Origin of the sequence: Streptomyces sp. S07_1.15 (genome assembly GCF_020739505.1) — a bacterium.
Taxonomy (GTDB): domain Bacteria; phylum Actinomycetota; class Actinomycetes; order Streptomycetales; family Streptomycetaceae; genus Streptomyces; species Streptomyces xinghaiensis.
In genome coordinates this window covers 1,516,430-1,528,716 of record NZ_JAJBZK010000001.1, presented here as the reverse complement: position 1 = coordinate 1,528,716, position 12,287 = coordinate 1,516,430, and the positions used below count along the sequence as shown (strand labels likewise).

Sequence of the window (12,287 nt, the reverse complement as noted above, 5' to 3'; positions counted from 1 at the left end):
TAGAGCGCATGCCCGCCGAGTCATCCCCTCCCGTACGCGCCGACGCCCCGTCCCCGCGGGGCGTCCCGCTGCCCGCGCCCCGGAGGCCGGGCGGACCGGACGGGCCGGACGGACCGCCCGCGCACCCGGGCCGGCGGCGGTACTGGGCGCGGCTGCTGCCGCTGCTCGCGGGGATCGTCCTGGTGGCGCGGCTGCCGTCCTTCCTCCGCCCGCTGTGGAACCCGGACGAGGGCTATCTCGCCGTCCAGGCGCGGATGCTCGCCGCGGGCGGATCGCTCTACGAGACGGTCGTCGACCGCAAGCCACCACTGATGCCCTGGCTCTACCAGGGCGCCTTCGCCCTCTTCGGCGACGACTCCCTGTGGCCGCTGCGCGTCCTCGCCGTCCTCGCCCAGCTGCTGACGGCGGTGCTGCTCGCCTCGCTCGCCCGCCGCCGCTGGGGCGACCCGGCCGGGCGCACCGCCGGTGTGCTCTACGCGCTGGTCTCCATCGGCCTCAACCCCGAGGACACCCAGGCGGCCTCCTTCGGCGTCTTCATGCTGCCCGCGACCGCCGCCGCGGTGTGGTCCGCCGACCGCGCCCGGTGGGGCACCGCCGGGCTGATGGTCGCGGCGGCCGCCCTCACCAAGCAGACCGGGGCGGCCGTGCTGCTGCCCGTCCTGTGGCTGCTCTGGCGGCACGGCCTCCCCGGGAAGCGGTGGCGGGCGCTGCTGCGGCTGGCGTGCTGCGCCGCGGCCCCGGTCGCCGCGGCGGCGCTCCGCACCGATCCCCGCGGCTTCCTCTTCTGGACGGTCACGGGCTCCGCCGGCTACGCCTCCCCGGACGGCTCCGCGCTCCACGTCCTGAGCCGCGCGGCGGGCAACGCGGGCCTGCTCGCCGCGGCCTGCGCCGGGCTGCTGGTGCCGCTCGCGGCCGTACTGTGCCGCCGTGCCCTCCGTGCCGGTGCCCTCACCGGGGACCTGTGGGTGTGGACGGTCTCCTCGGCGCTCGCCGTGACCACCGGGTTCCACTTCTTCGGGCACTACTTCCTCCAGCTCATCCCGCCGCTGGTGCTCCTTGGCACGGCGGCGCTGCGGCGGCTGCCCCGGCCGTGGACGCGCGGCGCCGTCCTCGTCTCGGCCGCCTCCTGCCTGGCGTTCGCCGGGTGGGGGGTGCTCGCGCCCAGCGGGGAACTGGACCATGCCCGGCGGCTGGCCGAGCGGGTGGAGCGGCGCACGGACCCGTCCGACCGGGTGCTGTTCTGGGGGATGCACCCCGAGCAGTACTGGTTCGCCGGCCGCCCGCCCGTCACCCGCTACCTGACGGCCGGGCTGCTCACCAACTACAGCGGGGGCCGGGAGGACGGCCGGCAGGTGGGCCCGCGCCACGCCGTGCCGGGGAGCTGGCCGGTCTTCCGGCGCGAACTCGCGTCCGCACCACCGGAGGTGATCGTGGACGACTCCCGGGGCAAGCCGTACGGCCCCGTCCGCGTCCCGGAACTCCGCGAGCTGCTGCGCGAGCGCTACGAGTCGGTGGAGCGGGTGGACGGGGCGGTGCTGTACGTGCTGCGCGGGGACGCCGCGGGCGGCGCGGGCGGTGGCGCGGGCGGCTGAGCGCCGGGGCGCCGGCCCCGGCCGGCGGGAGCGCGGGCGACGGCCGGTGCCGTGCGGCGTCGCCGCCGTGTGACGGCGGTCAGGTGCGGCGCGCCGCCCACACGGTGCGTGTCGTGCGGACGGCGAGGTCGCCGCGGCGCAGGACGCTGCCCGGTCCGGCGGTGTCGAGCAGACGGTCGAGGGCGGCGACGTCCTCGGCCTCCAGGGCATCGGCGGCACTGTCGCGCAGGCGGCCGAGGACACTGAGCGCGTAGGGGCCGACCGCCTCGTTGCCGGAACTCTCCACGTGCACGGTCATGGTGCGTTCCCCCTCGACGGTGAAGCCGGCGGCGGTCAGCCGGGGGCCCCAGTCGGCGCCGAGGTGCGGCATGTGCTCGGCACGGCGGTGCGCGACGGCGGCGTGGCAGCGCTCCTCCAGGCCGGGCCGGTCCTCGGGGGCGTCCTCGGGCAGGAAACGGGGGAAGCTGTCGACCTCGACGAGGGCGAACAGCCCTCCTGGCGCGAGCAGGTCATGGACGGTGCTCAGGGTGCGGTCGGGGTCGGCCACGTGGTGCAGCGACGCCGACGCCCACACCAGGTCGGGCCGGCCGAGGCCGGGCCAGTCCGCGTCGAGATCGGCCCGCACGGTGCGCACCCGGCCGGCCACCCCGTCCGCCTCGGCCCTCTCCCGCAGGCGGTGCAGGTGGGGGGCCGACGCGTCGACGGCGGTCACGGCCGCCCCGGGGAAGCGCGTGAACAGGGCGAAGGTGCCGGCCCCGGTTCCGCACCCCAGGTCCACCACGTGGCGGGGTTCCGTGGTGACGGGCAGCCACGCGGTGACGGAGGCCAGGTGCCCGGCGAGCACGGCCGCCTCCAGATCGAGGAAGTCCGCCATGTCGTCGGCGTCCGGCTCGTGCGGGGAAGGGCCGTTGGCGTGGTCGTGGGCTGTGTGTGCCGAGGTGTGGGTCATGACAGCGATGCTGGACCCGTCATGCCGTATCGGCACCATGGATCCCGGAGTGCGCAAGACGATGGCCGCAAGAACTGCCGGACGCGCAAGCGGCTCGCCCGCGCCCCGCGCCCCTCGTCCGCGCCCCGGTGCCGCGCTTCCGCGCCGTGGTCCGCCCGGTGCGTCACGGGACGGGCCGGCCGCCGTCGCCCGTGTCCTCGCCGCGCTGGTGGCCGCGGCGGGCGTCGCGGTCGAAGATGCCCAGGATCTCGCACGGTCCGCCCTCGGCGCCGAGGGCGTGCGGGAGCATCGTGGGGAACTCGGCGGCCTGGTCGGTCTCGACGCGGAAGCGCCGGTTGCCCAGCATCAGGACCGCGGTGCCGGAGAGGACGACCAGCCACTCGCGGCCGGGGTGGGCACGCATCCGGGCAGGGTTGTCCGGCGGCGGGTTCGTCAGGCGCTGGCGCACGACGATCACCCCGGGGTCGGCCTTGACGGGCCAGCGCTTCTGCCCGTGGGCGCTGTCGATCACCGGGTTGGTCACGACGTCCTCGGTGGCGGTCGCGACGAGCTGGTCGACGGAGGTGTCCAGGGCTCGCGCGAGGGTGACGAGCTGGTCCAGGGCGAGACGGCGCTGCCCGTTCTCGATGCGGGAGAGGGTGGACTGGCTGACCCGGGCGCGCGTGGCCAGATCCTCCAGGGACCAGCCCTGGGCGACGCGCAGCGCGCGGATCCGCTTGCGCACCAGGCTCTCCAACTCGCCTTCATTTTGCGTCATGAGCAACATGGTATGCCGCAGTGGCAACAGGTGCCTACCGTCGTCCGTGCAGGGCCCCGCAACGAGCGGGACCCGTGGAGGAGAGGGACGACGCCATGCCTGGGACCACCGTCGCGCACGCGACCGACAAGCTGCCGGACGAGACCGTCGACGCCGTGGTGATCGGCGGGGGAGCGGCGGGCCTGAACGGCGCGCTGATGCTCGCCCGCTCGCGCCGTTCAGTGGTCGTGATCGACAGCGGCACCCCGCGCAACGCCCCGGCCGAGGGCGTCCACGGACTGCTCGGCCTGGACGGCACACCGCCCGCCGAGCTGCTGCGGAGAGGCCGCGAAGAGGTGCGCCGCTACGGCGGCCTGGTCGTGACCGGCGACGTGGTCTCCGCCCGTCCCGCCGCGCCGTCCGCCGGGGGCGACCCGCGCTTCGCCGTCACCCTGGCGGGCGGCGGGACCCTGCGGGCGCGCCGCCTGCTGGTCGCCACCGGACTGCGGGACGTCCTGCCGGACGTTCCCGGGCTGGCCGGGCACTGGGGACGCGGCGTGGTGCACTGCCCCTACTGCCACGGCTGGGAGGTGCGCGACGAGCCCATCGGGATCCTGGCGGCCGGCCCGGCCTCCGTCCACCACGCGCTGCTGTTCCGCCAGTTGACCGACGACCTGGTCTACTTCACCCGCGGCACCGAGCTGGACGAGGGCACCCGCGCCCGCCTCGCCGCCCGCGGCGTGCGCGTCGTCGGCACCCCGGTGACCGAGGTCGTGACCGGTGAGGACGGGGGCATCGCGGGCGTACGCCTGAGCGACGGACAGATCGTGCCGCGGCGGGTTCTCGCGGTGGTGACCACCCTGCTGGCCCGCACCGAGGGCTTGGAGGAACTGGCGCTGCCGACGCGGGAGCTGCCCGGCGGAATGGGCCGCCACGTCGCCGGCGGCACGGCCGGCGCCACCGAGGTGCCGGGCGTGTGGGTGGCCGGCAACGCCACCGAGCCGATGGCGCAGGTCGGTGCCTCAGCCGCGGCCGGCGCCCTAGCCGGGGCGCACATGAACGCCGACCTGGCCACCGCCGACACCGAGGCGGCCCTCGCCACCGCGCAGCGCGTCAGCCACGCCTGAGCGGCCGCGCACGCTCCGGCCCCGGGGGCCCGCGGCACGACGCCCGAAAGCGTCTCGCGGGGCCGGCTCCCGGCCCGTTCCCCGGGGCCCGCCCGCTGTCCCGGCGCCGATGCGCGCGAGCCCGGGCAACGGGACGAGGAATCCGGGTGGAAGAACCGGACCCCGCCGGGACCCTCGTCCGGACGGCGGAGACACCTACGCGCCGGGGGTGTCCCCCCGGATGCGGCCGTCCGCCTCCCGCGCTTCCGTGGTTCCCGGAGGCCGCTCCGGTTCCGTCCCGGCGCCCCGTCCGGTGCTGCCGCCCGCCCCCGGGCGGACGGTACGCGGGCCCGCGCAGACCGCGCCCAGGGCGGTGACCCGGCGGCGCAGTTCCCGGTCCGCCGTCACCACCAGGCAGGGCCGTCCGGAGGACGCCGGGGCCTCCTCGCCGACCAGCTCCACGATCCGGTCGTCCCCGCTGCCGGGGGCCGACTCCACCCGCACTTCCGGCACCGACGGCAGGCCACGGGCCGCGCCCTCCACGACGAGCACCACCTCCAGGGGCGGCTCGGCCGTCCACGGCGGCAGGCCCGCCGCCTCCGGCAGACCGTCCCGCCCGTACCCGGCCAGCGCGTCGCGCAGCCGCCCGGCGGCGGCCCGGCGGTCGCGCCACCAGCCGTCCGGTACGGATCCGACGACGTTGGCGGCGTCCACGACGACCAGTGCGGGAGTCATGCCCCCAGTGTGGCGCGGTGCCCGCCCGTGCGGCGGACCCGGGCGGGGGACGGAGCCGGGCGGGGGACGGAGCCGGGCCCGGGCGGAGCCCCACCGCCGGTCTCCCGGGTTGTCCACAGGCGCCGCGGCGGCCCCTGCCGTCCTCGTAGACTGCCCGGATGACCGCCCTCGACGACACCACCGGCACCGGCGACCCCATCCGTCCCGACAGCGGCGACGACGGCAGCGAGGCGCTGCGCGTCCTGCGCAAGGTCTTCGGCTACGACTCCTTCCGGGGACCGCAGCAGGAGATCATCGACCATGTGGTCGGGGGCGGCGACGCCCTCGTGCTGATGCCGACCGGCGGCGGGAAGTCGCTCTGCTACCAGATCCCCGCGCTGGTGCGGCCGGGCACCGGGGTCGTCGTCTCACCGCTGATCGCCCTGATGCAGGACCAGGTGGACGCCCTCCGGGCCCTCGGGGTGCAGGCCGGGTTCCTCAACTCCACGCAGGACCTGGACGAGCGGCGCCTGGTCGAGGCCGAGTTCCTCGCGGGCGAGCTCGACCTGCTCTATCTGGCCCCGGAGCGGCTGCGCGGCGAGGCCACCATGAGCCTGCTCGACCGCGGCACCGTCTCCCTCTTCGCCATCGACGAGGCGCACTGCGTCGCCCAGTGGGGCCACGACTTCCGCCCCGACTACCTCGCGCTCTCCGCCCTGCACGAGCGCTGGCCGGACGTGCCGCGCATCGCGCTCACCGCGACGGCCACCGAGGCCACCCACGGCGAAATCGCGGACCGGCTGAGCCTCCGCGGTGCCCGGCACTTCGTCGCGAGCTTCGACCGCCCCAACATCCAGTACCGCATCGCGCCCAAGAACGACCCGAAGAAGCAGCTGCTGCAGCTGCTGCGCACCGAGCACCCCGGTGACGCGGGCATCGTGTACTGCCTCTCCCGGGCCTCCGTGGAGAAGACCGCCGAGTTCCTCGTGCGCAACGGCATCGAGGCCGTGCCGTACCACGCCGGGCTCGACGCCGGGGTCCGGGCGGCCAACCAGGCGCGCTTCCTGCGGGAGGACGGCGTGGTGGTGGTCGCCACCATCGCCTTCGGCATGGGCATCGACAAGCCCGATGTGCGCTTCGTGGCCCATCTCGACCTGCCCAAGTCCGTCGAGGGGTACTACCAGGAGACGGGCCGCGCCGGCCGGGACGGCCTGCCGTCCACCGCCTGGCTCGCCTACGGCCTCCAGGACGTCGTCCAGCAGCGCAAGATGATCGAGACCTCCGAGGGCGACGAGGCGCACCGCCGGATGCTGCGCGCCCACGTCGACGCGATGCTCGCGCTCTGCGAGACGGCCGGGTGCCGCCGCGTCTTCCTGCTGGACTACTTCGGCGAGAAGAGCGGCGCCTGCGGCAACTGCGACACCTGCCTCACCCCGCCCGAGTCCCTGGACGGCACGGTCCCGGCCCAGAAGGTGCTGTCCACCGTCGTCCGGCTGCAGCGGGAGCGGCGGCAGAAGTTCGGCGCCGGCCAGATCGTGGACATCCTGCTCGGCCGGAAGACGGCCAAGGTCATCCAGCACGACCACGACACCCTGTCCGTGTTCGGCATCGGCACCGAGCTGAGCGAGGCCGAATGGCGGGGCGTGGTACGCCAGTTGCTCGCCCAGGGTCTGCTCGCCGTCGAGGGCGACTACGGCACGCTCGTCCTGACCGGCAGCAGCGCGGAGGTGCTGGGCGGGCGGCGCGAGGTCCGGCTGCGGCGGGAACCGGAGCGCCCGGCGGCCAAGGCGGCGAAGAGCCCGTCCTCCGGGCGGCGGGCCGCCGCCGCGCCCGCGGATCTGCCGGAGGAGGCGGTGCCGGTGTTCGAGCGGCTGCGCGCCTGGCGGGCCGCCACGGCCAAGGAGCAGGGCGTGCCCGCGTACGTCATCTTCCACGACGCGACGCTGCGCGCCATCGCGACCGCGGCTCCGGGGAGCCCGGCCGAGCTGGGCACGGTGAGCGGGGTCGGCGAGAACAAGCTGGCCAAGTACGGGCAGCAGATCCTGGACCTGCTCGCCGACGGCCCGGGGACGGCCCCGGAGGCCGCCGAGGGCGCCGCACCGGCGGCGGGGGCACCGGCAGCGGCGCCCGCCCCGGCAGCTCCGGCCCCTGCCCCGGCCGCTTCCGGGGCGCCCGCCGCGGAGGCCCCGCAGGCATCGTCCGGTGACGACCCGCCCGGCTTCTGGGACGAGGAGCCCCCGGAGGAGTACGACTACTGACCGGCCGGCTCCGGCACGGCCGCGCCGGTCCGCAGGGCCTTCCACAGCTCGTCCGCCCGGGGCTGTACGGGCACCACGCGGTTGGGGTCCCGCCGGTCGGGGACGACGGGCAGCGTGATCGTCTCCATGGCGGCCGGGTCGATGCCCTGGAGGCTCCGGCCGAAGTCCGCGAGGCCGGTCAGGGAGCCGATGGCGGTGTCCGTGGTGAGGGAGGCGGTCGCCGCGTCCGCGACCTTGTAGAGCTTGGCGGGGCTGGTCAGGATCTCCTGCTGCTTGATCTCGGTGAGCAGCGCCATCAGGAACTGCTGCTGCAGCCCGATGCGCCCGAGGTCGCTGCCGTCCCCGACGCCGTACCGGGTACGGACGAACCGCAGCGCCTCCTCACCGTCCAGCCGGTGGGTGCCCGCGTCGAGCCGGAGGCCGGTCGCCCTGTCGTCGATGGCGCGGTCGGTGGTGACGGTGACTCCGCCCAGCGCGTCCACGAGGTCCCGGAATCCGGCGAAGTCGATCTCCACATAATGGTCCATGCGGATCCCGGACATCCGCTCGACCGTCTTCACCACACAGGCCGGACCGGCTTGCGCGTAGACCGAGTTGAACATCACGCGGCGCGCCCCGGGGAGGGGCCGGCCCGCGGAGGTCTCGCACGCGGGGCGGTTCACCAGGGTGTCGCGGGGGATGCTCACCGCCGTGGCCCGGTTCCGCCCCTCGGGTATGTGGACGACGAGAGCGGTGTCGGAGCGGGCTCCGGGGGCCTTGCCCGCGTCGAGGGCGGCGTTGTCCCCGGCCCGTGAGTCCGAGCCGAGGACCAGGATGTTGCGGCCGCTCGTCGGCAGCTTCTCCGGGCGGTCGTCACCGAGCGCCTTGTCGATGTCGACGTTCGCCAGATTCGCGTCGAGGCCCCGGTACAGCCACCAGGCGGTGCCGCCCAGGCCCAGCAGAAGGGCCAGCAGCACCAGCGGGACGAGGACGGCCGGACGGAGGCGGCGCCCTGCTTTCCGCCCGCGCTCCGGTTCCTCCCCGGCGCCGGTCCGGTCCGTTCCGTCCGCGTCCTGCGGGCCGGTGTCCGTGGTGGTGTGCGGCATGGCCGGGTGCTCCTCCGATGCGACGCCCGTGGGACGGGGCGGTGGGTCGGGTGGGGGGAGGCGGCCGGCCCGGGGTGAATGGTGCTGGTGCTGGGCAGCATATGCGCAACTCCCGCCCCATGAGCCCCAGTTCTCCCGCCCGGCCGCCCGCTCGGCCGGGCAGGGCCCGCGCCAGCCGGGGGGCAGCCGCGCAGTCCGGACGGTCCGCCGGCCCCCGGCGAGCCGGCCGGCGCACCCGGGGCGGCGGCCGGTACGGCGAACGGGCCGGGCAGGAGGGGATCCTCCTGCCCGGCCCGCCGCTCACACACCGTGGCGCGTCACCGCGTCACCGCGTCCGCGTCACTCCGTCACTGGGGAACGCTGGCGACGCCCGGGGCCAGGAACCGCTTGCCGTTGACCCGCTCCGAGACGCCCTCCCGGTCCAGGTACGGCGTGATGCCGCCCAGGTGGAAGGGCCAGCCGGCGCCGGTGATCAGGCAGAGGTCGATGTCCTGCGCCTCGGCGACGACACCCTCCTCCAGCATCAGGCCGATCTCCTGCGCGACGGCGTCCAGCACCCGGTCGCGGACCTGCTCCTCGGTGAGGACGGTGTCGCCCTGCTGCAGCAGCGCGGCGACCTCCGGGTCCAGCTCCGGCTTGCCGGAGTCGTAGACGTAGAAGCCGCGCTTGCCCGCCTTGACGACGGCGGCCAGGTTCGCGGAGACGGTGAACCGCTCCGGGAAGGCGCGGTTCAGCGTCTCGGAGACGTGCAGGCCGATGGCCGGGCCGACCAGCTCCAGCAGCACCAGCGGGGACATCGGCAGACCGAGCGGCTCGATGGCCTTCTCCGCGGTCTCGACCGGGGTGCCCTCGTCGATGACGTTCTGGATCTCGCCCATGAAGCGGGTGAGGATGCGGTTGACGACGAACGCGGGGGCGTCCTTCACCAGCACCGCGGTCTTCTTCAGCTTCTTGGCGACGGCGAAGGCCGTGGCCAGCGAGGCGTCGTCGGTGCGCTCGCCGCGGACGATCTCCAGCAGCGGCAGCACGGCGACCGGGTTGAAGAAGTGGAAGCCGACGACCCGCTCCGGGTGCTTCAGCTTCGACGCCATCTCGCTGACGGACAGCGAGGAGGTGTTGGTGGCGAGGATCGCCGTCTCCGGGACGACCGCCTCGACCTCGGCGAACACCTGCTGCTTGACGCCCATCTCCTCGAAGACGGCCTCGATGATGAAGTCCGCGTCACCGAAGGCGGCGGCCTTGTCGAGGGAGCCGGTGACCAGGGCCTTGAGGCGGTTCGCCTTGTCCTGGTTGACGCGGCCCTTGAGCAGCAGCTTGTCGATCTCCTCGTGGACGTAGCCCACGCCCTTGTCGACCCGCGCCTGGTCGATGTCGGTCAGTACGACCGGCACCTCCAGACGGCGGGCGAACAGCAGCGCCAGCTGCGAGGCCATCAGGCCCGCGCCGACCACGCCGACCTTGGAGACCGGGCGGGCCAGCGACTTGTCCGGGGCGCCGGCCGGGCGCTTGGCGCGCTTCTGCACCAGGTTGAAGGCGTAGATGCCGCTGCGCAGCTCGCCGCCCATGATCAGGTCGGCGAGGGCCTCGTCCTCGGCGTCGAAGCCGGCGCCCAGGTCGCCGTTCTTGACCTGGGCGATGATGTCCAGCGCGCGGTACGCGGCCGGGGCCGCGCCGTGCACCTTGCCGTCGGCGAACGCCTTGCCGCGCGCGACGGCCTGGTCCCACGCCTCGCCGCGGTCGACGTCCGGCCGGATGACCTCCAGCTGCCCGTTGAGCACGGACGCGGTCCAGATCAGCGACTGCTCCAGGAAGTCCGCGCCCTCGAAGATCGCGTCGGCGATCCCGAGCTCGTAGACCTGCTTGCCCTTGAGCTGCTTGTTCTGGTTGAGCGAGTTCTCGATGATCACCTTGACCGCGCGGTCGGCGCCGATGAGGTTCGGCAGCAGCGCGCAGCCGCCCCAGCCGGGGACCAGCCCGAGGAAGACCTCGGGGAGGGAGAAGGCAGGGATGGCGGTGGAGACGGTGCGGTAGGAGCAGTGCAGACCGATCTCGACACCGCCGCCCATCGAGGCGCCGTTGTAGTAGGCGAAGGTCGGCACGGAGAGGCCGGAGAGCCGCTTGAAGACGTCGTGGCCGCCCTTGCCGATGGCGAGCCCGTCCTCCCGGCGCTTCAGCAGCTCGACGCCCTTGAGGTCGGCGCCGACGGCGAAGATGAACGGCTTGCCGGTGACACCGACGCCCTTGATCTCGCCCGCGGCGGCCTCCTTCTCGACCTGGTCGAGGGCGGCGTTGAGGTTCGCCAGCGACTGCGGGCCGATGGTGGTCGGCTTGGTGTGGTCCAGGCCGTTGTCCAGGGTGATGAGCGCGAAGCGCCCGGCGCCCTGGGGGAGGTCGAGGTGGCGCACGTGCGCCTGCGTCACGACCTCGTCGGGGAACAGCTCGGCCGCTCCCTTGAGCAGTTCAGCGGTCGTGCTCACTTGTTGCCTCCGTCGAAGTGCGGGTTCTCCCAGATCACGGTGCCGCCCATGCCGAAGCCGACGCACATGGTGGTCAGGCCGTAGCGGACGTGCGGCTGCTGCTCGAACTGGCGGGCGAGCTGCGTCATCAGCCGGACGCCGGAGGAGGCCAGTGGGTGGCCGAACGCGATGGCGCCGCCGTACTGGTTGACGCGCGGGTCGTCGTCCGCGATGCCGTAGTGGTCCAGGAGCGAGAGCACCTGCACCGCGAAGGCCTCGTTGATCTCGAACAGGCCGATGTCGCCGATCGACAGCCCGGCCTTGGCCAGCGCCTTCTCCGTGGCGGGCACCGGCCCGATGCCCATGACCTCGGGCTCCACGCCCGCGAAGGAGTACGACACCATGCGCATCTTGACCGGCAGGCCCAGCTCGCGCGCGACGTCCTCGGCGGCGATCACCGAGGCGGTGGCACCGTCGTTGAGACCGGCGGCGTTGCCCGCGGTCACCCGGCCGTGCGGGCGGAACGGGGTCTTCAGTCCGGCCAGCATCTCGACGGTCGTGCCCGGCCGCATCGGCTCGTCCGCGGTCGCCAGGCCCCAGCCGGTCTCGCCGGCCTCGGCGTTGGTGCGGCGGACGGAGACGGGCACCAGGTCGGCCTGGATGTTGCCGTCGGCGTAGGCCTTGGCGGCCTTCTCCTGGCTGCGGGCCGCGTACTCGTCGGCGCGCTGCTTGGTGATGTGCGGCAGCCGGTCGTGCAGGTTCTCGGCCGTCATGCCCATGAACATGGCGGACTGGTCGACGATCTTCTCGGAGACGAAGCGCGGGTTGGGGTCCACGCCCTCACCCATCGGGTGGCGGCCCATGTGCTCGACACCGCCCGCGATCGCGATGTCGTACCCGCCGAAGGCGATGCCGCCGGCGGTGGTGGTGACGGCGGTCATCGCACCGGCGCACATCCGGTCGATCGAGTAGCCCGGCACCGACTGGGGCAGCCCGGACAGCAGGGCGGCGGTGCGGCCGAGGGTCAGGCCCTGGTCGCCGATCTGGGTGGTGGCGGCGAGGGCGACCTCGTCGACGCGCTCCGGCGGCAGGTCCGGGTTGCGGCGCAGCAGCTCCCGGATGCACTTGACGACGAGATCGTCGGCCCGGGTCTCGTGGTAGATGCCCTTCGGGCCCGCCTTGCCGAACGGGGTGCGGACGCCGTCGACGAAGACGACATCCCTAGCGGTACGAGGCACGTTGGCTCTCCTCCTGATGCGTAACGGGCACTGCGGGGCTGCCTGCGACAGCGGCTCACACCGCCGTGCGGGGACGGCGGACTCCCGCCATGCTACTTGCGGGTAACCAGGCTGCCCACCCCTGCCCGCCGGAGCGGCGGAGATCACACGCCG

At 74.4% G+C, this 12,287-nt stretch carries 8 protein-coding genes and 1 pseudogene; 3 read left to right on the top strand and 6 right to left on the bottom strand.

What is annotated here, in order from left to right; all coding sequences use genetic code 11:
* Positions 1-8: 8 nt before the first annotated feature.
* Positions 9-1,592 carry a glycosyltransferase family 39 protein gene (locus tag LIX60_RS06445; RefSeq protein WP_227957592.1) on the top strand — a complete coding sequence of 528 codons (1,584 nt, stop codon included), beginning with the start codon at positions 9-11 and terminating at the stop codon, positions 1,590-1,592.
* A gap of 79 nt (positions 1,593-1,671) precedes the next feature.
* Here the strand turns inward: LIX60_RS06445 and LIX60_RS06440 are convergent, their stop codons facing one another.
* Entirely contained in the window at positions 1,672-2,541 is an 870-nt protein-coding gene (locus tag LIX60_RS06440) for a trans-aconitate 2-methyltransferase (protein ID WP_227957591.1), read from the bottom strand.
* A gap of 163 nt (positions 2,542-2,704) precedes the next feature.
* A complete protein-coding gene (locus LIX60_RS06435) occupies positions 2,705-3,307 on the bottom strand; it encodes a helix-turn-helix domain-containing protein (protein WP_227957590.1) in 603 nt (200 codons plus the stop codon).
* Positions 3,308-3,393: 86 nt separating this feature from the next.
* Between LIX60_RS06435 and LIX60_RS06430 the strand changes: the two genes are divergently transcribed.
* Positions 3,394-4,404: an NAD(P)/FAD-dependent oxidoreductase gene (locus LIX60_RS06430; protein ID WP_227957589.1), complete on the top strand. Its 1,011-nt coding sequence runs from the start codon at positions 3,394-3,396 to the stop codon at positions 4,402-4,404.
* A gap of 309 nt (positions 4,405-4,713) precedes the next feature.
* Here the strand turns inward: LIX60_RS06430 and LIX60_RS06425 are convergent.
* Positions 4,714-5,118, bottom strand: a pseudogene (locus tag LIX60_RS06425) (NTP pyrophosphohydrolase); the annotation flags it as partial.
* A 158-nt stretch (positions 5,119-5,276) separates the two neighbouring features.
* On the opposite strand from LIX60_RS06425, the gene recQ reads away from it, so the two are divergent.
* The gene (gene recQ, locus LIX60_RS06420) at positions 5,277-7,355 is read left to right on the top strand and encodes a DNA helicase RecQ (RefSeq protein WP_227957588.1); all 2,079 of its coding nucleotides are present in this window, start codon (positions 5,277-5,279) and stop codon (positions 7,353-7,355) included.
* Here the strand turns inward: recQ and LIX60_RS06415 are convergent.
* The 3 genes from LIX60_RS06415 to LIX60_RS06405 form a co-directional block, all read right to left on the bottom strand.
* The gene (locus LIX60_RS06415; protein WP_227957587.1) at positions 7,349-8,440 is read right to left on the bottom strand and encodes an LCP family protein; all 1,092 of its coding nucleotides are present in this window, start codon (positions 8,438-8,440) and stop codon (positions 7,349-7,351) included. The genes recQ and LIX60_RS06415 overlap by 7 nt on opposite strands.
* Positions 8,441-8,787: 347 nt before the next feature.
* Positions 8,788-10,917 carry a 3-hydroxyacyl-CoA dehydrogenase NAD-binding domain-containing protein gene (locus tag LIX60_RS06410; RefSeq protein ID WP_227957586.1) on the bottom strand — a complete coding sequence of 710 codons (2,130 nt, stop codon included), beginning with the start codon at positions 10,915-10,917 and terminating at the stop codon, positions 8,788-8,790.
* On the bottom strand, positions 10,914-12,134 hold the full coding sequence (locus LIX60_RS06405) for an acetyl-CoA C-acyltransferase (RefSeq protein WP_019711052.1): 1,221 nt from the start codon (positions 12,132-12,134) through the stop codon (positions 10,914-10,916). Before LIX60_RS06405 ends, LIX60_RS06410 begins: the two co-directional genes overlap by 4 nt.
* Positions 12,135-12,287: the final 153 nt, after the last annotated feature.

What these genes read in the sequence shown, in the direction of transcription:
- LIX60_RS06445 (WP_227957592.1), top strand. Translation starts at nt 9, where the DNA reads ATGCCCGCCGAGTCATCCCCTCCCGTACGCGCCGACGCCCCGTCCCCG.
- LIX60_RS06440 (WP_227957591.1), bottom strand. Translation starts at nt 2,541, where the DNA reads ATGACCCACACCTCGGCACACACAGCCCACGACCACGCCAACGGCCCT.
- LIX60_RS06435 (WP_227957590.1), bottom strand. Translation starts at nt 3,307, where the DNA reads ATGTTGCTCATGACGCAAAATGAAGGCGAGTTGGAGAGCCTGGTGCGC.
- LIX60_RS06430 (WP_227957589.1), top strand. Translation starts at nt 3,394, where the DNA reads ATGCCTGGGACCACCGTCGCGCACGCGACCGACAAGCTGCCGGACGAG.
- recQ (WP_227957588.1), top strand. Translation starts at nt 5,277, where the DNA reads ATGACCGCCCTCGACGACACCACCGGCACCGGCGACCCCATCCGTCCC.
- LIX60_RS06415 (WP_227957587.1), bottom strand. Translation starts at nt 8,440, where the DNA reads ATGCCGCACACCACCACGGACACCGGCCCGCAGGACGCGGACGGAACG.